This is a genomic window from Inquilinus limosus MP06, from assembly GCF_000767795.1.
Classification (GTDB): domain Bacteria; phylum Pseudomonadota; class Alphaproteobacteria; order DSM-16000; family Inquilinaceae; genus Inquilinus; species Inquilinus limosus_E.
In genome coordinates, this window is sequence record NZ_JANX01000043.1 from 1 (window position 1) to 20,272 (window position 20,272).

The window sequence follows — 20,272 nt, forward strand, 5'->3', positions numbered from 1 at the left end:
GGCAGCGCCAGGGCGGCCAGCCGCGCCTCCAGCACCGGCTGTGCCCGGGCGGCGTCGGGGCCGGCGCCGGTCAGGGCCGGATAGAGATGAGACCAGAGCGCGGTCATCAGGCGTCGGTCGCCGTTGCGCATCGCCGCGGTGATCGCGATCACGGCATCCTGCCCGGGCAGCACCACGCATTGCTGGCCGTAGACGCCGGAGGCGCGGTAGCCGCCATGCGGCGTCATCCACCACTGGTACCCATAGCCCTCGCGCCTATCGGCGACCGAGCGCTGGGACGGGTCGCGCGGACGGAAGCGCTTGCCGTCGAGATCGGCCATCCAGACCTCCTCGACCTGGTTGCGCGTCGCCTCCCGCACCCAGTCCGCCGGCAGCACCTGCCGGCCGCCCCACATGCCGCCCTGCAGGTGCAGCGCACCGAACTTGACCACGTCCTCGGTGACGCAGCAGAGGCCGTTGCCGCCGCTGCTGATGCCTTCCGGCGAGACGTCCCACAGGATCGGCCCCATGCCGAGCGGCCGGAACAGCCGCGGCTCCAGATAGTCGCGCACCGTCTGGCCGGTCACCCTGGTGACGATGGCGGAAAGCATGTAGCTGGAGGCGCTGCTGTAGATGAAGGTCCGGCCCGGCGCCTCCTCCACCGGCTCGCGCAGGAACGCCTCGACCCAGCTGCCGCCCATGCGGCGCCATTCGCCGCCGGAGATGCCGGTGATATGGCCGCTGCGCATGGTCAGCAGGTCGCGCACCGTCATCGCCGCCAGATTGTTGCCGACCTCCGCCGGCAGCTGGTCCGGAAAGAAGCCGATGACCTTGTCGTCCAGGCCGAACCGGCCCTCGCCGATCGCCAGGCCGACGGCCGCGGCGGTCCAGCTCTTGGTCGCCGAATGCTGCATGTGGACGCGGTCGGGGCCGTAGGGCTTCCAGAAGCCGTCCGCCACCACGGCACCGCCACGGAACATCATGAAGCTGTGCAGTTCCAGCCCCTCGGCCGCCACCTCGTCGAGAAAGGCCAGGATGCCGGCCGGGTCCACCCCCTTCTCGGCCGGGGTCGCGCGCGGAAGCCTGATGCTGGCGGTCACGGGATGTCTCCTGCGAGATGCGGCGGCGCGTCGCTTCAGCGGCGCGATTCGATTTCACTAATGCATTTTGTCGCCCAAAATGCAAAATTGCTCAAGCAACACCGACCCACTCCGCGAGGCGGCATGAACATCCTGGTCCTTTCCGGCGACGGCATCGGCCCCGAGATCACCGAGGCCACCCTGGCGGTGCTGCGGGCGGCCGACCGGCGCCTGGCGCTCGGCCTCGCCTTCTCCCGCCACGACATCGGCCTGGCGTCGCTGGCGGCGCAGGGCACCACCCTGCCGGAGGCGGTGCTGGCCGCGATCCCCCAGGCCGACGGCGTGATCCTGGGCCCGGTCTCGCATTACGAGTATCCGCCCCGCGACCGGGGCGGACTGAACCCGTCAGGCGAGCTGCGGGTGCGGTTCGACCTGACCGCCAACATCCGCCCCTGCCGCTCGTGCCCCGACCTCAGCATCCTGCGCAAGCCGATGGACCTGGTGATCGTGCGCGAGAATACCGAGGGCTTCTACGCCGACCGCAACATGGTCGCCGGCTGCGGGGAGTTCATGCCCGATGCGGACATGGCGCTGGCGGTGCGCAAGATCACCGCGCGTGCCAGCGCCCGGGTCGCCCGTGCCGCGTTCGAGATCGCCCGCGGCCGGCGGCGCAAGATCACCGCCGTGCACAAGGCCAATGTGCTGAAGCTGACCGACGGGCTGTTCCTGCGCGAGGTGCGCCGGGTGGCCCGGGACTTTCCGGAGATCGAGCTGGACGAGCTGATCGTCGATGCCGCCGCCGCCCATCTGATCCGCAGCCCGGACCGGTTCGACGTCATCGTCACCACCAACATGTTCGGCGACATCCTGTCGGACGAGGCGTCGGAGCTGTGCGGCAGCCTCGGGCTGGGCGGGTCGATCAATGCCGGCGACACGGTCTGCGTCGCCCAGGCGCAGCACGGATCGGCCCCGGACATCCAGGGCAGGAACCTGGCCAATCCGACCTCGCTGATCCTGTCCGCCGCAATGCTGCTGGACTGGCGCGCCCGCCGCGACGGCAATGCCAAGCTGGCCGAGGCGGCGCGGCTGATCGAGGATGCGGTCGAGGCGGCGCTGGCCGACCCGGCGGCGCGCACCCGCGACCTGGGCGGCACCGGCAGCACCACCGGCTTCACCGCGGCCGTGGTCGCCGCGATCGCCGGCTGAGGGAGGCGGATATGACGGACACGACGGAAGACAGCCCGCGGGCCGCGATCCTGCGCCCGGCGGAGATCGTCCCGCATGAGCGTGGCGGCGGCGCCAGGACCGTGCCGCTGGTGACCAGCGGCATCGGCTCCACCAGCCTGCTCAACGGCATCACCGAATTCGCCCCCGGCGGCGCCATTCCGCTGCACACGCACAATTGCGAGGAGAGCGTGCTGGTGCTGGAGGGCGAGGCGCTGGTGGAGATCGCCGGCGCGACCCGCCGGATGGGCGTGCATGACACCACCTGGGTGCCGGCCGGGGTGCCGCACCGCTTCGTCAATGCCGGTCCCGGGCGGTTGCGGATCTTCTGGACCTACGCCTCGGTCGACGCCACCCGCACCCTGGTCGCCACCGGCGAGACAAGGCGGATCGACGCGGAGCGCCGCTAGACGTTTTCGCGCTTCCATCGCCGTCCGGCGCCTTCCGTCATTGCTTCGCTGCGCTCGCAATGACGGCATTGGACATTCCGAGGACACCCGCAATCGGGGAGGCGGCCTCCTCTTGCTCACCCCCGCAGCGCGGCTGAGATCGCGGCCAGGCCGCTCTCCAGTTCCGCCGTCGTCGGCCAGCCATAGCCCAGGCGGAAACAGGTGTCGGGCATCTCGAACCAGTGACCCGGCCCGACATAGCAGCCATGGACGTCCAAAAGGCGCCGGTAGAAGGCGTCGGTGCCGCCCGGCGGCTCCGCCCGCATCCGCGGGAAGCAGACCACCCCGCCCGACGGCGCCACCCAGTCCAGCCGGTCCTCGCCGGCGATCCAGCCCGCCACCAGGGCCCGGCGGCGCCGCATCTCGGCCAGGGTCGGCCCCAGGATCGCGGCACGGTTCTCCAGGATCCGCTTGGCGATCCATTCATCGACCACGCTGCCGCAGATGCTGATCTGCTCCTTCGCCGCCAGGAACAGCTCCTGCAGCTTCGGGTCGCGGGCGATGATCCAGCCGATGCGGATGCCGGGCACGCCATAGGCCTTGGACAGCGACGACACACCGATGACATGCGGCCCCAGCGTCGCCGCCAGCGGCAGGGCGCCGTCGAAGGACAGGTCGCGATAGGTCTCGTCCACCAGCAGCGGGCAGCCAGTGCGGGCCGCGAGGTCGGCCAGCGCCCGCAGATCCGCCTCGCTGCACATCGTCCCGGTCGGATTGTGCGGGCAGGTGACGCTGATCAGCTTCGTGCGCGGCGCCACCGCGGCGGCGATCGCGTCCGGGTCGATCCGGAACCCGTCCTCGAAGCGCAGATCGACCGTGGTGATGGCGCAGCCGATCGCTCGCGGAGTCTCCAGGTTGGTCGCATAATTCGGGCGCACCACCACCAGATGATCGTCGCGGCCCAGGAGCGCGGTGGCGATGATGAACAGCGCCCCGGCCGCGCCGCCGGTGATCAGCACGTCATCCGGTTGCAGCCCCGGGCCCTGTGCCGCGATCAGCGCCCGCAGCGCCTCGCTGCCGCGATGGCTGCCGTAGAGCAGGGTCAGATCCGGGATCTGCAGGCCCAGCTGCGACAGGTTGCGGTCGGCGACCGAACTCTCCGACAGGTTGAAACGGATCAGCCCGTAGCCGTATTCCTCCGGTGACTCCACCTCGATCGGCATTCGCGCATAACGCATTCCCGGCCCCTCCACCTCACTGCTTGAACGATACGCCCCAGGCGCGGGGCGAGCCGAGGGCCCAGCCCTTGTAGCCGACGACATTCGCCCGGGCCGCGCTGGTGCGCACGCCGGAATAGAGCGTGATCATCGCCACGTCGCCGCGATACAGCGCCTCCAGCCGGTCGAACAGCGCCTGACGCTTGGCCGGGTCCTCGACCGCCATGCTCTCCGCCAGCAGCTTCGCTGCCTCCGGATTGTCCCAGACCTTGCGCGGCTGCCTGGCCTTGTCGCCGGAGAACATCTCGAAGGACAGCGACGGGTCGAGCCGGGCGGAGAAGCCGTGCGACATGATCTGGTAGGTGCCGGCGAGATACCGGTCCTGCTGCGTTGCCCAGTCGATCACCTCGAGCTCGATGTTCAGCCCGGCCTCCTGCGCCATGGCCTGGGCCAGGATCGCCTGGTCGAACATCGGCTGGTAGCGCTTGTTGGTGATCATCTTGATCGGCCGGCCGTCATAGCCGGCCTCGGCCAGGAGGCGCTTCGCCTGCTCGACGTCGCGCTGCACGATCACGGATTGCGCCGCCTTGTGGAAGGCGCTGGCCGGCGGGACCGGCGAATTGTTCGGTTCGGACTGGCCGTTGGTGACCTGGCCGACCAGCTCCGCCATGTCCAGCGACAGCAGGAACGCCTTGCGGATCCGCACATCCGACAGCAGAGGGTCCCTGGTCTGGATCAGGAAGTCGCTGATGTTCATGGTCGGCGCCGTATCGGTCACCAGGTCCGGGTTGGACTTGTAGCCCTCCACATCCACGCTCTCGGCATCGTAGTTCAGGTCGATGTCGCCGGTCTGCAGCGCCGCCTTGGCCGTGGCCTCGTCCGGGATGATCAGGAAGCGAAGCTTCGGGATCGATACCGTCTTGCTGCCGGTGAGGCCGTCCCGCTTCCCCGGCAGGGCCGCATAGGAATCGTTGCGCACCAGGTCGATATACTGACCGCGCTTCCATTCGACGAGCTTGAACGGCCCGGTCGCCACCGGCGCCGCCCATTGCCCGTCGGGCCCGAGCGAACTGCGGTGGTAGATGCCGGTGCCGCCGCAATCCGGCCGGGCGAGGGTGCCGAGGAACAGGGCCGACGGCTTCTCCAGCGTGAACACCACCGTGTGGGCGTTCGGCGCGGTCACGCCGACCACCTTCACCGCACCGCGGCCGTCGACCTCGGTCAGGCAGCGCCAGCCGGTGGCGGGGTCGGTGTAGCGCTTCCAGGCGAACAGCACGTCGTCGCTGGTCAGGGGCGCGCCATTGCTGAACGTCACATCCTCGCGCAGCGGGAAGGTGTAGGTCAGCCCGTCCGGCGATATCTCGACCGACTTGGCCAGCAGCGGCCCGACCGTCGCATCCTCCCTGAACGCGACCAGGCCTTCATACAGATGGGTCTGGACGATGTCGGTGTTGCCGTCCCGGTTGGTGCCGGGGTCGAGCGAGCGGATATCGGCGTTCAGCCGGATCAGCAGCGTGTCGCCCCCCGCCAGGGCCGGGCCGGCCGCGAGGCAGGCCGCCGCCAGCATGGTCAGTGCGATCGTCTTCATCGGAAGCCCCTTCGTTCATTCTGTGTCCCGCCGCGCTACAGGGCGGCGGCCTTGGCCCGCACCTGCGGCCCGGCCTCGCCGTCCAGCCGCCACAGCAGCCGCACGCCGCCATTGGGCGCGCTCTCCAGCGCCGGCACGGCCGAAAGCAGCCGGCGGGTGTAGTCGTGCCGCGGCGCGTCGAAGATCTCGTCGCGCGTGCCCTGCTCGACGATCCGGCCCTCGCTCATCACCACCACGCGGTCGGCCACCTGCTCGACCACGCCGAGATCGTGGCTGATGAACAGGCAGGAGAAGCCGTGCCGCGACTGCAGGTCGGCGAACAGCTCCAGGATCTGGGCCCGAACGGTGACGTCCAGCGCCGAGACCGGCTCGTCGGCGATGACGAATTTCGGCCGGCGCACCAGGGCCCGGGCGATCGCCACGCGCTGGCGCTGCCCGCCCGACAGCTCATGCGGGTAGCGCCCGGCGAAGCCCTCGCCGAGGCCGACCTCGGCCAGCACCTCGCGCACCCGCTCCGCCCGCTCGGCCCCGATCATGCCCTCGACGAAGCGCAGCGGCTCGCCCACCAGCCCGCCGATGGTCATGCGCGGGTCGAGCGAGGAGTAGGGGTCCTGGAACACCATCTGGCAGTTCAGCCGGTAGTCCCAGTAGCCGGCCTCGCCGCGATGGATCGGCTTGCCGCCGAACAGGATCTCGCCGCCGGACGGCCGCACCAGCCCGGCGATGGCCTGGCCCAGCGTGGTCTTGCCGGAGCCGGAGCCGCCGACCACCGCCACGACCTGGCGCGGCGCCACCTCCAGGCTGATGCCGTGCAGCGCGCGCTTGCCCGCCTCCTGCCGGAACAGGACCCGGCGGCCGGGATAGTCGACCACCAGGTCGCGCACCGCCACCACCGGCGCCTCGCCGGGCGGGAAGCTGCGCGACGGCCCGCGCTGAGGCATCGCCGCCAGCAGCTTGCGGGTGTACGGGTGGCGCGGCGCCGCCAGCAGGTCCTGCGCCCGCCCCTGCTCCACGATCTCACCCTTGCACATGACGATGATCCGGTCGCAGTAGCGGGCGACCATGCCGAGATCGTGGCTGATCATCAGCACCGCGGTGCGGTGCTCGCGCGTCAGCCCGACCATCAGCTCCAGCACGTCGCGCTGCACCACGGCGTCGAGCGCCGTGGTCGGCTCGTCCGCCACCAGCAGCGCCGGCCGCAGCAGCATCACCGAGGCCAGCATGATGCGCTGGCGCATGCCGCCGGAAAACTGGTGCGGGTAGGAGGTCAGCGCCCGCTCCGGGTCGCCGAGCCCGACCCGCCGCAGCATGTCGAGGATCAGCTCGCGGCGCTGCGCCGGCTTCAGCTTCCGGTGCAGGGCCAGCCCCTCATCCAGCTGCTCGCCCAGCAGCATCGAGGGGTTCAGCGAGGTCATCGGCTCCTGGAACACCATGCCGATGCGGGCGCCGCGCAGCTGGCGCAGCCGTCTCGGCGGCATGGCGGTGATCTCCTCGCCCTCGAAGCGGACCGACCCGGCGATGCGGCGGATGGCCGGCGGCACCAACCCCAGCACGGCGCGCGCCGCCAGGGTCTTGCCGGAGCCGGATTCGCCGACGACGCCGACGATCTCGCCCGCGCTGACCGAGAAGCCGACGCGGTCGACCACGACGGTGCCTGAACCACCGATCTCCAATGTCAGCCCGTCGATCTGGAGCAATGGATCCGCCATCACGCAGCCCCCCTCATCCGCGGGTCGAGCCGGTCGCGGATCGCGTCGCCCAGCAGGTTGATGCCGAGCAGGGTCAGCGAGATGCACAGGCCCGGGAAGATGCCGAGCCAGACGGCCTGGCCGATATAGGGCCGGCTGCTGGCCAGCATGTTGCCCCAGGTCGGCGCCGGCGGCGGCACGCCGAGGCCGAGGAAGGACAGCGCGCTTTCCGCCAGCAGCGCCCAGCCGAACATCGAGGTCGCCAGCACGGTCAGCGGCGCCAGGCAGTTCGGCAGCACGTGCCGCAGCATGGTGTAGCCCTCGGAGTTGCCGATGACGCGGGAGGCGGCGATGAACTCCTGCTCGCGCAGCGACAGCACGGTGCCGCGGGCGATGCGCGCGACCGACGGCGCATAGGCCAGGCCCAGCGCCACGATGATCCCGTATTTGTTGGCGCCGACCACGGCGAGCAGCCCGAGCGCCAGCAGGATGCCGGGGAAGGCCAGCAGCGCGTCATTGAACGCCATGACGATGCGGTCGACCCAGCCGCGGACATAGCCGGAAAAGACACCGATGGCCGTGCCCAACACCACCGCGACAGAGACGGTGAGCAGGCTGATCCAGACGCTGGTCGCGGCTCCCGCCATGATCCGGCTGAGCACGTCGCGACCGAACTCGTCAGTGCCAAGCCAATGCGCGAGGTTGGGGGCACCGAGCTTGGCGCGGAAGCTGATCGCCAGCGGGTCGTAAGGCGTCCACAGCGCCCCGCTGGCCGCGGTGGCGAGCAGGACGGCGATGATGGCGCCGCCGGTTGCGGCGTTGAGGGAGATGCGCTTCATTCCACGGCCACCCGCGGATCGAAGATCGGGTAGCAGAGATCGACGATCAGGTTGACGAGCACATAGGTGATCGCGACGAACAGCAGGCATCCCTGGATGACCGGGTAGTCGCGGGCGAAGATCGAATCGACCAGCAGGCGGCCGAGGCCGGGGATGGTGAACACCGTCTCCACCACCGCGATGCCGCCCAGCAGGTTGCCCAGCACCAGGCCGATCAGGGTCCAGGTCGGGCCGAAGGCGTTCTTGAAGGCGTGGCGGCGCAGCACCGCGCCCTCCGACAGCCCCTTGGCCCGGGCATGGGTGATGTAGTCGAGCCGCAGCACCTCCAGCGTCGAGGCCCGGGCCATGCGCAGGATCACGCCGGTCTCGTGCAGGAACAGCGTCAGGATCGGCATGGCCAGGTACAGGAGGCCGCGCATCGGATCGTCGGCGACCGAGACGTAGCCGACGACCGGCAGCCAGGAGAGCTTGAGCCCGAGGAACAGCAGCAGCAGCAGGCCCAGCCAGAAGGTCGGCACCGACAGGAACAGCGTGGCGATCCCGACCAGCGCCATGTCGGTGCGGCTGTTCTGACGCCAGGCGGCGATCACCCCGGCCGGCACCGCGGCCAGGCTGGCCAGCAGCACCGCCGCCAGCACCACCTGGGCGCTGATCCAGAACCGTTCCAGGATCAGCGGCAGCACCGCCTCCTGCGAGGTGATCGACTGGCCGAGGTCGCCCTGCAGCAGATGGCCGAACCAGATCGCGAACTGGACCACCAGCCCCTGGTCCAGCCCCAGCCGGTGCCGCAGATCGGCCAGGCTGGCGGGGTCGGCCAAGTCGCCCAGCATCAGCGCGGCGGGGTCGCCGGGGATCAGCCGGATCAGGGCGAACACCGACACCGCCACGATCAGCAGCGTCGGGACCGCCATGGCCACGCGCGTCAGGATGAAGCGCAGCATGTCCTCTCTCGTGTCAGGGCCAGGGGTTTGCGGTGGGTCAGCTCTTGGCCACGCCCCACAGGATCAGGTTCGACGCCCAGGGCTTCAGCCCGGTGACGCGCTTGTTGTGGGCCAGGCAGTCATTGTCGTTGTGGGTGAAGATCACCGGCACGTCCTCCAGCAGCATCCTGTGCAGCTGGTCGAAGATCGGCTGCCGATCCTTCGGGTCGGTGGTTTGCATCGCCTTGTCGATCAGGGCCAGCGCCTCCGGGTTCTCCCAGACCTTGCGCGACTGCTTGTCCTTGGGGCCCGAGATCTGCTCGAAGCCGAGGGCGACGTCGAAGCGGGGCGAATAGGACGTGGCCTCCATCATGTAGGCCCCGGTGTTGTACTTATCGAGCTGGGTCGCCCAGTCCAGCACCTCGATCTCGACGTTCAGCCCGACCGCCTGCCACATCTGCTGCGCGATCACCGCGGTGTTGAAGCTGGGCACGGTCGACCGTTTGTTGGCGATCAGCACGATCTTCTCGCCCTTGTAGCCGGCCTCCGCGAGCAGCGCCTTCGCCCGCTCGGGGTCATAGGTGAAGCCCTGCTGCTCCACCGGGCCGTAGTACTGCGAGGTGCGGTAGACCGGCGAGTTGTTGACCTTGCCGATGCCCTCGGTCACCGCGTCGACCAGCGCCTGATAGTCGATCGCCGCGGCCATGGCCTGGCGTATCTTGACATTCTTCAGCACCGGGTCGCGGGTCTGCAGGATGATGCCGTGGCGCACCGGGTTGGTGCCCAGCTCGACCGCCAGGTTCGGGTCGGCCTGCAGCTCCTTCACCTCGGCCTCAGGCACCGAGGAGACATCGATCGCACCCGACTGCAGCCCGGCCTTGACGGTCGCGGCGTCGGGGATGGCCAGGAAGCGCACCTCCTTCACCAGCGGCTTCTTCAGGCCCAGGAAGCCGTCGCGCTTGTCGCCCGGCGGCGAGACGTAGTCGTCGAAGGCCAGCAGCGACACCGACTGGCCGCGCTTCCACTCGCCGAACTTGAACGGGCCGGTGCCGATCGGCTTGTCCCAGCTGCCGTCGGCCTTGACCGAATCCGGGTGCAGGATGCTGGTGCCGCCGCAGTCGGTCAGCGCCAGCTGGTCCAGGAACATCGCGTTCGGCTTGTCCAGCACCATGACGAAGGTGGCGGGATCCGGCGCCGTGGCCGACACCACCTTGGTGCCGTTGCGGCCGTCGAAGTTCGGCAGGCAACGCCACTCCGTCTTCGGGTTCATGTAGCGGTTCCAGCTCCACAGCACCTCGGCCGAAGTCAGCGGTGCGCCGTTGTGGAACCTCACCCCCCGGCGCAGGGTGAAGGTGTAGGTCCTGCCGTCGGGGGAGACGTCGATTTTCTGCGCCAGCAGCGGCCCGACGCCGCCGCCTTCCGAATTACCGACAAGGCCCTCGACCACGTGCAGGATGACCATGTCGGTGTTGCCGTCGCGGTTCACCCCGGGGTCGGAGCTGCGGATGTCCTGGTTCAGCGCCGCGGTGATGGTCTGCGCGGCGGCCGGGCCGGCCATCGCCGCCAGGGCGGCGAAAATCAGCGTCCATCGTTTCATGATTGTGCCTCCTGTTTGTCAGAACCGGCGCCTTGTGCCTGGCGCCTGATGCCGCCCCGCTCAGCCGGCCCGGCGCTGCCCCAGAACCTCCGCCAGGAAGGTCTGCACCTGCGGCACCGCCGCCAGCCCGTCATGGGCCATGTTCGGCACCAGGTCGAAGCGCACGGAAACGCCCGCCGCCTCGAAGGTCCGTTGCAGGCTGGCCAGCCGCTCCGGCCGCGTGCGGCCGGCATGGTTGGCGTCCGGCATCCAGTGGCGCTTGCCGGGTTGGTGGGTGATCTCCCAGGTCTCCAGGTCGGCTGCACCGACCACCATCTGCACCGGCACGCGGGCCAGGGCGGCGGGGTCGACGGCGATGCCGAACAGCGCCTCGGTGTTGCGCGTGCCGACCCACCAGTCGCGCGTCGGGTCCAAGAGCGTGACCGACCCCGGCGCGCCGATGCAGGCGGCCCACAGCCGGTCCGGGTGCAGCATCAGGAAGCGGTGGGTGAAGTGGCCGCCGCCGGAATAGCCGAACAGGGCGAAGCGGCCGGAGGGCAAGGCGTAGCGCTCGACCAGCTCGTCGACGATGGCCAGCAGCGCGCGGTCGTAGCGGATGTCGCCTTCCTGGATGTATTTGAAGCCGTCGCGGTTGCCGTCGCCCCGCACGCCGACCGGGAACAGCGGCGCCAGGATGATGCAGTTGTTCCAGCGCCCGAATTCGGAGAAGGCATCGCGGTAGCCGACGAAGTCGCGGCCGGTGCCATGCATCACCACCACCAGCTCCGGCTTCGGCCTGGCCGGCAGGGCCGGCGGCACGTACAGGCAATAGGCGAAGCGCGGATCCGCCCGGCTGGCGAAGATCGTGGTCCGGCCGAAGTCGAACTGGGCGCGATTGCGCTCGACGAACTCCGCATCGGCACCTCGATCGACAGCGGCTTCGGTCATGGTCCTGCCTCCTCACCGGCCGACACCGCGTCGTGCCGCGCCCAGTCGATCTCGACCCGGTAGGTCCGGGCCGCGTTGCGGCTGAAGAAGGCCGAGCGCTCGGCCTCCGAGAAGCCCCGGGTCAGCCGCTTGAAGGCGTTGGCCAGGGCACTATAGCTGCAGCTCTGCTTGTCGACCGGGAAGTTGCTCTCGAACAGGCAGCGCCCGACTCCGAAACGGTCGAAGCATTCCTCGGCATAAAGGCGCCAGGCGTCCGCCAGTTCGACCGAGCCCGGCGGCGCGGCGCGCTCATGGAAGGTGAAGCCGTAATAGAGCATCCCCAGCCCGCCGATCTTGACCTGAACGTTCGGGCAGCGCGCCAGCTCGACGATGCCGCGGCGCCACAGCGCCAGCACCTCGTCGCGGCGGCCGGCATAGGCACCGACGCCGAGCGGCCCGCCGGCATGGTTCAGGATGATCGCGGTGTCCGGAAAGGCACGGGCCAGGTCGACGAGTTCCTCCAGCTGGTGATGGAACAGCCAGGCGTCGAAGCTGAGACCGAGCGGCGCCAGTTCGGCGAAGCCCTGGCGGAAGCCCGGGTCCAGCGCCAGGCCGCGCGGTCCCGGCCGGCCAAACATGCCGATGCCCTCCGCGTCCCAGCGCAGCGGCTGGCGGATGCCGCGGAACCGGCCCTGCCCCGCCTCGATATGGGCTTCCAGGATCCCGCGCACCCGAGCGCCGAGGTGCAGATCGGCCCGGCCGACGATCGCGGCGCCCACGCCGTCCGGGGTGCCCGCCGTCTCGGCCGCGATGAACTCGGTCTCGCCGACCGGCCGCAGCGCCTCCGGACCGTCCGTCCGATAGCCGGCGCCGCATTCGAGGCAGACCGTCGCGACCACGTTATGGCCACCGGCATCCGCCGTCAGATCGCCCGGCAGATAATCGCCGGTGTCGCGGCGCCAGAGATGATGATGGCTGTCGACGATCGGCAGGTCCGGCTCCAGCGCCGGCTCGGCGGCATCGCCTTGCCAGGCGGCGAGCGCGGCCAGCGACCTCACCGCATTGCGCCGGGGGTCGTAGGCCGGGATCATGCCGACAATTCCTCCGCCATCCCCGACATCTCCGCGTCGTCGCCAAGGGGAGAGTTCGGCAGGCTGCGGCCCTGCCGAAATCGCTGCATTGGGAACGGCCGCGCCATGGAACCGGCCCGGCCACCTCCGATGAATTGCATAACGTATAAATGTAAGTCAATCCAATTCTGCGCAGGCCACGCACCGCCCGCGCCGACGCCTAGCCCAGGGTGCCGTCGGATTTCAGCTTGAGCGCGTAGTCGAGATGGAAGCGCATGAACTCGGACGCCTTGGCGACATCGCCGGCCTCGAGCAGGTCGAGGATGCGCAGATGCTCCAGCGACTGGCCGACCAGGCGGCTGCGGTCGACCGTCTTGCGGTACTCCGCCAGGCGGCGGCTGGCATTCACCCGCTTGATCGATTCGATGAAGTAGAGGTTGCCGGAGCCGGCGACGATCATCTCGTGGAACTGCGAGTTGATCTCGAACAGCCTGGTGCGCGACAGGGTGCGGTAGTCGCCGTCCAGCAGGGCCTGCTGCTGCGCCCGGGCACGGCGGAACGCCTCCTCGTCGACCGTGTAGCCCGGCTGCAGGATGGCGGCGGGTGTAGTCGCTGATGCGCGCGGCGATCCGCGGCGTCAGCGGCGATGGCGGCATCGGCCCCTCTCGGCAAGCCGGCCGGCCCGATCGGCCGTGGCGGCGATTGTTGCATTTCGTATTTATGTTATGCAATAAGCCCTGCTGCTCTGGCCGCCGGGGACTGCATGATGACGTCCAGCACTGTCGACCTTGGTGGGCGGCATCTTCGCTTCATCGACCTGCCGCGGCTGCTGGGCGGGGACCTCGCCCGGTTCCCGTGGTCGATGCGGGTCCTGATCGAGAATGCGGTCCGCCACACGGACGCCCTCCCGACCGAGACCCTGGCGCCGTTCCTGGCCTGGCTGGCCGGCCGCCGCAGCACGGCGGAGATCGCGTTCCGGCCGGCGCGGCTGATGATGCACGACACCACCTGCGTGCCGGCGCTGGTCGACATCGCCGCGATGCGCGACGCGGTGGCAGCGGCGGGCGGCGACCCGGCGGCGCTGAACCCGGTCCTGCCGGTCGACGTCTCGGTCGACCATTCCGTGGCGGTCGACCGCCACGGCACCCGCGACGCGCTGGCCCACAACATGGCGCGGGAGATCGGCCGCAACACCGAGCGCTACCGGCTGATGAAATGGGCCACCGGCGCCCTGCGCGGCGTCACCGTGCACCCGCCCGGCACCGGCATCATGCACACGATGAACCTGGAGCAGCTGGCCACGGTGGTGGCCGTGGAGCAGCGCCAGGGCCAGGCCTGGGCGGTGCCGGACACGCTGATCGGCACCGACAGCCACACGCCGATGGTCAACGGCCTCGGCGTGCTGGGCTGGGGCGTCGGCGGGGTGGAGGCCGAGAGCGTGATGTTCGGCATGCCGCTGATGCTGCGCCTGCCCGACATCGTCGGCGTGCGGCTGGCAGGCCGACTGCGCGAGGGCGTACTGTCCACCGACCTGGCCCTGGCGGTGACCGAGCGGCTGCGTCGGCACGGGCTGTCGGGCGAGTTCGTCGAGTTCTTCGGCCCCGGCGTCGCCGCCCTGTCGGCCGGGGACCGGGCGGTCGTCGCCAACATGGCGCCGGAATGCGGTGCCTCGACCGGCTATTTCCCGATCGATGAACGGACGCTGGACTATCTGGCGGAGACCGGCCGCCCGACGGCCCTGCTGGACCGGGTCGCCACCCTGGCCCGGCGCCAGGGGCTGTGGTTCGACCCCGGGGCTGCGCCGCTCTACACTGATGTCGTCGAGATCGACCTCGGCGCCGTCGCCACCAGCCTGGCCGGGCCGCGGCGGCCGCAGGACCGGGTGACTCCGGCCGAGGTGCCCCGGGCGCTGGCGCAGGCCCATGGCCGCCCGTTCCGACCCTCCTCGGGGGGCTCCAACCCGCCCGAAGGTGCCGTGGCGATCGCGGCGATCACCAGCTGTACCAACACCACCGATCCGCGGCTGCTGGTCGCCGCCGGCCTGCTGGCCCGCCAGGCGCGGCGCCTGGGGCTGCGCCCGCCGTCCTGGGTCAAGACCTCGCTGGCGCCGGGCTCCCCCGCCGCGGCGCGCTATCTCGAGCGAGCCGGCCTGGCCGCCGATCTGGAAGCCCTCGGCTTCGCCATCGTCGGCTATGGCTGCACCACCTGCATCGGCCAGTCCGGGCCGCTGGAGCCGGCGATGGAGGCGGCGATCCGCGACGGCACGGCCGCGACCGCGGTGCTGTCCGGTAACCGCAACTTCCCGGGCCGGATCCATCCGCTGGTCGAGGCCGGATTCCTGGCCTCGCCGCCGCTGGTCGTCGCCTATGCCCTGGCCGGTGACATGGCCCGCGACATCCTCTCCGATCCGCTGGGCCACGCCCCGGACGGCCGGCCCGTGTGGCTGCGCGACCTGTGGCCGAGCGGCGCCGAGATCGACGCCGTCCTGCGCGGCGCCGCGAATCCCCGCGACTTCCCGGACGCCTTCGCCGCCGCCCATGACAACGGCGCCTGGGCGTCGCTGGACGCCCCCGCGACGACGCTGTTCCCCTGGGACGAGGCGTCGAACTATGTGCGCCCGCCGCCCTTCGCCGCGGGCGGCCAGCCCGGCCGCCTTGGCTTCTACCGCGCCCGGCCGCTGCTGGTTCTGGGCGACGACATCACCACCGACCACATCTCCCCCGCCGGCGCCATCCCGCCCGGCAGCGATGCCGGCGCGCATCTGGCGGGCCGCGGCGAGGATCCGCGCGACCTCAACGTCTTCGCCGCGCGGCGCGGCAATTGGGAGGTGATGCGCCGCGGCCTCTACACCAACCGGACCGTGCGCAACCTGCTGGACCCGACGCTGGCGCCCGGGACCGCGCGCCACCTCCCCTCCGGCGAGACGCTGCCGCTGTGGCAGGCGGCCGAGCGCTATCGCGCCGAGGACGTGCCGACCGTGATCCTGGCCGGTGAGCGCTACGGCGCCGGCTCGTCGCGGGACTGGGCGGCGAAGGGTGTCGCCCTGCTGGGGGTGCGCGCGGTGCTGGCCGCCAGCTTCGAGCGGATCCACCGGGCCAACCTGGCCGGCATGGGCGTGCTGCCCGTGCGCCTGCCGCCGGATCGCCACCCCGCGGCCCTGGCGCTGGCTCCGCAGGACTGGATCGAGATCGATGCGCCGCGGGAGTCGCTGCGGCCGCATGGCCCGGTGTCGATCAGGATCTGTCGCGCGGATGGGTCGATCGACCTCTTCGAGGCCGGCGCCGCGATCGAGACCGCGCTCGAGCTCGACATCCTGAAAGCCGGCGGCGTGATGCCGCTGATGATCGACCGCGCGGTCCGTTCGACCCTGCCGGCCTGATCGGCCTTACGCCGGGACGGTCGGCACCGTGCGTCCCGGCATGGCCGAGCCGCGCTGCGCGGTCGCGCCCGGCTTGCCGGCCATCACCGGACGATGCGGGCCCGGGCGGCCAGTGCGGATTCCCATAAAAAATGACATGCATCGCGTATGTCAATTGACATACGGAGCGTATGCACCGATATACCGACATACGGGACGTATCTCGATTCCTGTCCCGATCAGCGAAACGCAGATGTCGGCCCCGACACCGGGGCGGATACCCCTCGCCCTTCCGGCGGGGTCCGTCCCGGCTCGCGCGGGCTCAGGCCTGCCAGTCCAGACAGGAGCATCCTTTGGCCAAACGCGACGCGATCTTTCCTGCCGGTCGGCAGGCGCTGTACGAGATCAACCGCTACTCGGCGGCGATCCGCTCGGGCGATCTGCTGTTCGTCTCGGGCCAGGTCGGCAGCCGCGAGGACGGCTCGCCCGAGCCGGATTTCGCGAAGCAGGTCCGGCTTGCCTTCGCCAATCTCACGGCGGTGCTGAAGGAAGCCGGCTGCACCTTCGATGATGTCGTCGATGTTACCACCTTCCACACCGACCCGGCCCGGCAGTGGGAGACCATCGTCCCGATCCGGCTGGAGCAGATCGGCGAGCCGCCCTATCCGAACTGGACCGCGGTGGGCGTGAACTGGCTGGCGGGCTTCGATTTCGAGATCAAGGTCATCGCCCGGATTCCCACCTGACCGGCCGGCGGCGACCCCGGGGGATGGACGCCCTCCCCCGGGGGCTGTCTATGCAGTCAGCGCCGCAGGTTGGACCGCGCCAGCTCCACCACCTCGTCGACCCGGCCGTTCAGCACCGCCTTCAGCATGTAGAGGCTGAAGCCCTTGGCCATCTCGGTGGTGACCTTGGGCGGCATCGCCAGCTCCATCCGGTTGACCACGGCGTCGATCAGCACCGGGCCGGGATGGGCCAGTGCCTCGGCGATCCCGTCCTCGACCCGGGCCGGGTCGTCGATCCGCACGCCCTTGATGCCGATCGCCTCGGCCATGGCGGCGAAGTTCGGGTTCTGCAGCTCCGTCCCGGTGTCGAGGAAGCCGGAGGATTTCTGCTCCAGCTCGATGAAGCCGAGCGAACCGTTGTTGAATACCACCACCTTCACCGGCAGGCCGAGCTGCTTCAGGCTCAGCAGATCGCCCATCAGCATGGTGAAGCCGCCGTCGCCGGACAGCGAGACCACCTGCCGCTTCGGATCGGCGGCCTGGGCGCCGATCGCCTGGGCCAGGGCGTTGGCCATCGAGCCGTGCCAGAACGAGCCCAGCAGCCGCCGGCGCCCGTTCATCGCCAGGTAGCGCGCCGCCCACACGGTCGGCAGCCCGACGTCGCAGGTGAAGACGGCGTCGTCGGCCGCCCGCTCGCTGAGCACCCGGGCGATATGCTGCGGGTGCAGCGGCCCGCCGGGGCGGCCGGTGGCGAGCTCGTCCAGCCCCCGCCGCGCCTCCTTGTAGCGCTGCACCGACTCGTCGAGATGCGCCCGGTCGCTCTTGACCGTCAGGCGGGGCTGCAGCCCCTTCAGCGTCGAGGCGACATCGCCGATCACGCCGAGATCGACCGGCACGCGCCGGCCGATCGCCTCGGCCCGCAGGTCGACCTGGGCGATGCGCGCGCCCTTCGGATAGAACTGCCGGTACGGGAAGTCGGTGCCCAGCATCAGGAGCGTGTCGCAGGCCTCCATGGCGTAGTAGCCGGAGGAGAAGCCGATCAGCCCGGTCATGCCGACATCGTAGGGGTTGTCGTACTCGACATGCTCCTTGCCGCGCATGGCATGGACCACCGGAGCCTTCAGCGTCTCGGCCAGCTTGATCACCGCGTCATGCGCGCCGGCGCAGCCGCTGCCGCACAGGATGGTGACGCGCGAGGCGCCGTTGAGCAGCTCGGCCAGCCGGTCCAGCGCCTGGTCCGGCGGCGTCACCGCCGGCCGGTCCGGCAGCAGGCCCTGCGGCTTCGGCGCCGGCGCGTCCGGCGCGGCCTTCAGCGCGATGTCGCCCGGGATCACCAGCACCGCCACGCCGCGCTCCGCCACCGCGCGGCGGACCGCGATCTCCAGTGCCCGCGGCATCTGGTCGGGGTTCGACACCAGCTCGCAATACAGGCTGCACTCCCGGAACAGCTGTTCCGGATGCGTCTCCTGGAAGTAGCCGGAGCCGATCTCGGGCGACGGGATATGGGCGGCGATGGCGACCACCGGCACCCGCGACCGGTGGCAGTCGAACAGCCCGTTGATCAGGTGCAGGTTGCCCGGGCCGCAGCTGCCGGCGCAGACCGCCAGGCCGCCCGTGACATGCGCATCGGCGCCGGCGGCGAAGGCCGCCACCTCCTCGTGCCGGACATGCAGCCAGCGGATTCCGCCATGGCGCCGGAGCGAATCGGTGAAGCCGTTCAGGCTGTCGCCGACGATGCCGTAGATGCGCTCGACACCGGCGGCGGCGAGGGTCTCGACCATCTGGTCGGCAACGGTTCTGGCCATGATGCTCTCCTGTCTGTCCGCGGCGCGGAACTCGGCTCGGCCCATCCTCCGCGACCACGTCCCGCCTGTCGATGCGCGGAGTGGTCGCCGGACCTCGCCTCCGTTCACACATCCGCGCGTCGCGCGTCTCACCGCCAGGCCTCCGCCGCTCCGGCGGAGCGGTTCGAGAAGGGAGCATCGCCATGACGAAGGCCGTTGCCACGATCACCGTCATGATCGTGCCCGATCAGTCGGTTGCCCGTTATGACCGGGCCCACCACAACGCGGCGACCGATCTCATCAACACCCTCACGAATTCCCCCGACTGGGGTGTCGCATTCCATATCAACAGCTGAGGCCGGCCACCGACGGTCACCCGCGTCAGCGAGATCACCTTTCCCCAGATCAACAACGGTCACCACGGCCGGACGAGCAGCACATACGAGTATCAGCTGGATGTCGCGGACCGCGGCAAGGGATCGAAGGACCGGCTCATCGTCACGATCACGCAGCGCACCATCACCGAGCAGTCCTACGACCAAGACCGCGACATCATCACCGCACAGGTGACGCTCACCGGGGAGGCCAAGGTGGTGGTGGCCCATTAGCGTCGGGATCGAGACGCCTCGGCGCCGCGCCCCTACCGGTCGATGCCGGCGATGAAGCTGCGGACGCGCGCCGGGTCGACCGGGTTCCACCATACCCCGTCGCGCTTCAGCGCGCTGGCGACGATCACCGCGTCGACGACGCCGAGGATGGCGTTGACGTTCTCCGGCGTCACGCCGCTGCCGGCCAGCGAGGGCAGCGTGGTGGCGCCGGCGATGGTGCGGATGTAATCGAGGTCGGCGGCGTGGCCGGTGCGCTGGCCGGTGGCGATCACCGCATCGGCGTCGAAGAACGCGACGTCGCGCACCAGCTCCTCCACCGGGCGGTCGCCGGTGATGGCGTGGGCGCCGTGCTTCACATGCGCGTCGGCGAAGACGCGGATGCCGTCGGCCCGCAGCCGGGCGCGGTAGCGCAGCGCCCGCGCTGCCTCGCCCTCGACGAAGCCCTCATTGGCGACATAGGCGTTGGCCCATTGGTTCACCCGGATGAAGGCCGCCTGGGCCGCCGAGGCGATGGCGAAGGCCGGGATCGCGGCATTGGCCAGCACGTTGATGCCGATCGGCTTGCCGAACCGGCAGCGGATGCGGTCGGCGATCACCGCCATGTGCGACGCCGTCTCCGGCCCGATGTCGTCGGGCTTGGAGAACGGGATGTCGCCGTGATTCTCGACGATCAGCCCGTCGCAGCCGCCGGAGAGATAGGCCTCGGCATCGGCCATGGCGCGATCATAGATCGCCTCGACCCCGCCGCCGCGATGCTGCGGCGCGCCGGGCAGCGCCAGCAGGTGGACGACGCCGATCACCGCCTTGGTCCGGCCGAAGATGTCGCGGATGGCGTGGCCACGGGTCTCGGCCACGGGCTTAGCCCCCATTTCTCACCCTCCCTATGACCTGCGTTGCCTTGCGGCGAGGTGAATGCGGTTCCGGGCGGCGAAGGGCGTATCGGGACATACGGTCGAGCCGCCCGGGGCCGCAGGCGCCCGCCGCAAGGCAACCCTCCGGGCCGGTTGAAGACGCCGGCAGGGGGCGTCGCCGCGCTTGCCCGATGCGCTGCATCGCGCCGCGCACGGCTCCTGCCCTGCCGGCGTCTTGAACCGGCGCAGGCCATAGGGAGGGTGAGAAATGGGGGCTTGTCTCGGTCATCGCTCGGCCCCTCCTCGGGCCAGGGATGCGGGCAGGATCGCAGCGATCTCCGCCCGGGTCGGAAAGGAAGACAGGACGCCCGGCCGGGTCACGCCGATCGCGGCGGCGCGGATGGCGGCCGGCAGGGCATCCTCGACCGTCGCGCCGCGATCCAGCAGCCC

At 70.3% G+C, this 20,272-nt stretch carries 17 protein-coding genes; 5 read left to right on the forward strand and 12 right to left on the reverse strand.

Translation table 11 applies throughout. The features are described from left to right. Window positions 1-1,079, reverse strand: a 1,079-nt coding sequence (locus tag P409_RS05910) for a serine hydrolase domain-containing protein (RefSeq protein WP_034832923.1), incomplete at its 3' end; no start/stop codon positions are given. A 123-nt stretch (window positions 1,080-1,202) separates the two neighbouring features. On the opposite strand from P409_RS05910, the gene P409_RS05915 reads away from it, so the two are divergent. Together P409_RS05915 and P409_RS05920 are read left to right on the forward strand one after the other, a co-directional pair. Beyond that, entirely contained in the window at window positions 1,203-2,264 is a 1,062-nt protein-coding gene (locus P409_RS05915) for an isocitrate/isopropylmalate dehydrogenase family protein (RefSeq protein WP_034832925.1), read from the forward strand. An 11-nt stretch (window positions 2,265-2,275) separates the two neighbouring features. Then, entirely contained in the window at window positions 2,276-2,692 is a 417-nt protein-coding gene (locus P409_RS05920; protein ID WP_034832927.1) for a cupin domain-containing protein, read from the forward strand. 116 nt (window positions 2,693-2,808) lie between these two features. Here the strand turns inward: P409_RS05920 and P409_RS05925 are convergent, their stop codons facing one another. The 9 genes from P409_RS05925 to P409_RS36950 form a co-directional block, all read right to left on the reverse strand. Continuing rightward, window positions 2,809-3,909 (reverse strand): pyridoxal phosphate-dependent aminotransferase, encoded by a 1,101-nt coding sequence (locus tag P409_RS05925; RefSeq protein ID WP_034832928.1) that lies wholly within the window; start codon window positions 3,907-3,909, stop codon window positions 2,809-2,811. Between the two features lie 16 nt (window positions 3,910-3,925). After that, entirely contained in the window at window positions 3,926-5,476 is a 1,551-nt protein-coding gene (locus tag P409_RS05930) for an ABC transporter substrate-binding protein (RefSeq protein WP_202964573.1), read from the reverse strand. Between the two features lie 35 nt (window positions 5,477-5,511). Next, window positions 5,512-7,185 (reverse strand): ABC transporter ATP-binding protein, encoded by a 1,674-nt coding sequence (locus tag P409_RS05935; protein ID WP_034832929.1) that lies wholly within the window; start codon window positions 7,183-7,185, stop codon window positions 5,512-5,514. Further along, window positions 7,185-8,003: an ABC transporter permease gene (locus tag P409_RS05940; protein ID WP_034832930.1), complete on the reverse strand. Its 819-nt coding sequence runs from the start codon at window positions 8,001-8,003 to the stop codon at window positions 7,185-7,187. Before P409_RS05940 ends, P409_RS05935 begins: the two co-directional genes overlap by 1 nt. Further along, the gene (locus tag P409_RS05945) at window positions 8,000-8,944 is read right to left on the reverse strand and encodes an ABC transporter permease (protein ID WP_034832931.1); all 945 of its coding nucleotides are present in this window, start codon (window positions 8,942-8,944) and stop codon (window positions 8,000-8,002) included. Before P409_RS05945 ends, P409_RS05940 begins: the two co-directional genes overlap by 4 nt. 37 nt (window positions 8,945-8,981) lie before the next feature. After that, complete coding sequence (locus P409_RS05950) at window positions 8,982-10,520, reverse strand: ABC transporter substrate-binding protein (protein ID WP_034832932.1); 1,539 nt, start codon at window positions 10,518-10,520, stop codon at window positions 8,982-8,984. A gap of 60 nt (window positions 10,521-10,580) precedes the next feature. Further along, on the reverse strand, window positions 10,581-11,447 hold the full coding sequence (locus P409_RS05955; RefSeq protein ID WP_034832934.1) for an alpha/beta hydrolase: 867 nt from the start codon (window positions 11,445-11,447) through the stop codon (window positions 10,581-10,583). Continuing rightward, window positions 11,444-12,517 (reverse strand): amidohydrolase family protein, encoded by a 1,074-nt coding sequence (locus tag P409_RS05960; protein ID WP_081991306.1) that lies wholly within the window; start codon window positions 12,515-12,517, stop codon window positions 11,444-11,446. The genes P409_RS05955 and P409_RS05960 overlap by 4 nt, the downstream gene beginning before the upstream one ends. Before the next feature lie 199 nt (window positions 12,518-12,716). Beyond that, entirely contained in the window at window positions 12,717-13,091 is a 375-nt protein-coding gene (locus P409_RS36950; protein WP_081991307.1) for an FCD domain-containing protein, read from the reverse strand. A 171-nt stretch (window positions 13,092-13,262) separates the two neighbouring features. Here P409_RS36950 and acnA point away from each other — a divergent pair, with 171 nt between their 5' ends. Both acnA and P409_RS05975 read left to right on the forward strand, forming a co-directional pair. Next, complete coding sequence (gene acnA / locus P409_RS05970; RefSeq protein WP_238578606.1) at window positions 13,263-15,875, forward strand: aconitate hydratase AcnA; 2,613 nt, start codon at window positions 13,263-13,265, stop codon at window positions 15,873-15,875. Window positions 15,876-16,207: 332 nt separating this feature from the next. Next, on the forward strand, window positions 16,208-16,600 hold the full coding sequence (locus P409_RS05975; RefSeq protein ID WP_034832939.1) for a RidA family protein: 393 nt from the start codon (window positions 16,208-16,210) through the stop codon (window positions 16,598-16,600). 56 nt (window positions 16,601-16,656) lie between these two features. Here the strand turns inward: P409_RS05975 and poxB are convergent, their stop codons facing one another. Continuing rightward, window positions 16,657-18,384 (reverse strand): ubiquinone-dependent pyruvate dehydrogenase, encoded by a 1,728-nt coding sequence (gene poxB, locus P409_RS05980; protein ID WP_034832942.1) that lies wholly within the window; start codon window positions 18,382-18,384, stop codon window positions 16,657-16,659. Between the two features lie 182 nt (window positions 18,385-18,566). On the opposite strand from poxB, the gene P409_RS38715 reads away from it, so the two are divergent. Beyond that, window positions 18,567-18,719, forward strand: coding sequence for a hypothetical protein (locus P409_RS38715; RefSeq protein ID WP_161790350.1), 153 nt, complete (start codon window positions 18,567-18,569; stop codon window positions 18,717-18,719). Window positions 18,720-19,003: 284 nt separating this feature from the next. Here P409_RS38715 and P409_RS05985 read toward each other — a convergent pair whose 3' ends face one another. Beyond that, window positions 19,004-19,840, reverse strand: coding sequence for a BtpA/SgcQ family protein (locus P409_RS05985; protein ID WP_034832945.1), 837 nt, complete (start codon window positions 19,838-19,840; stop codon window positions 19,004-19,006). Window positions 19,841-20,272 lie beyond the last annotated feature (432 nt).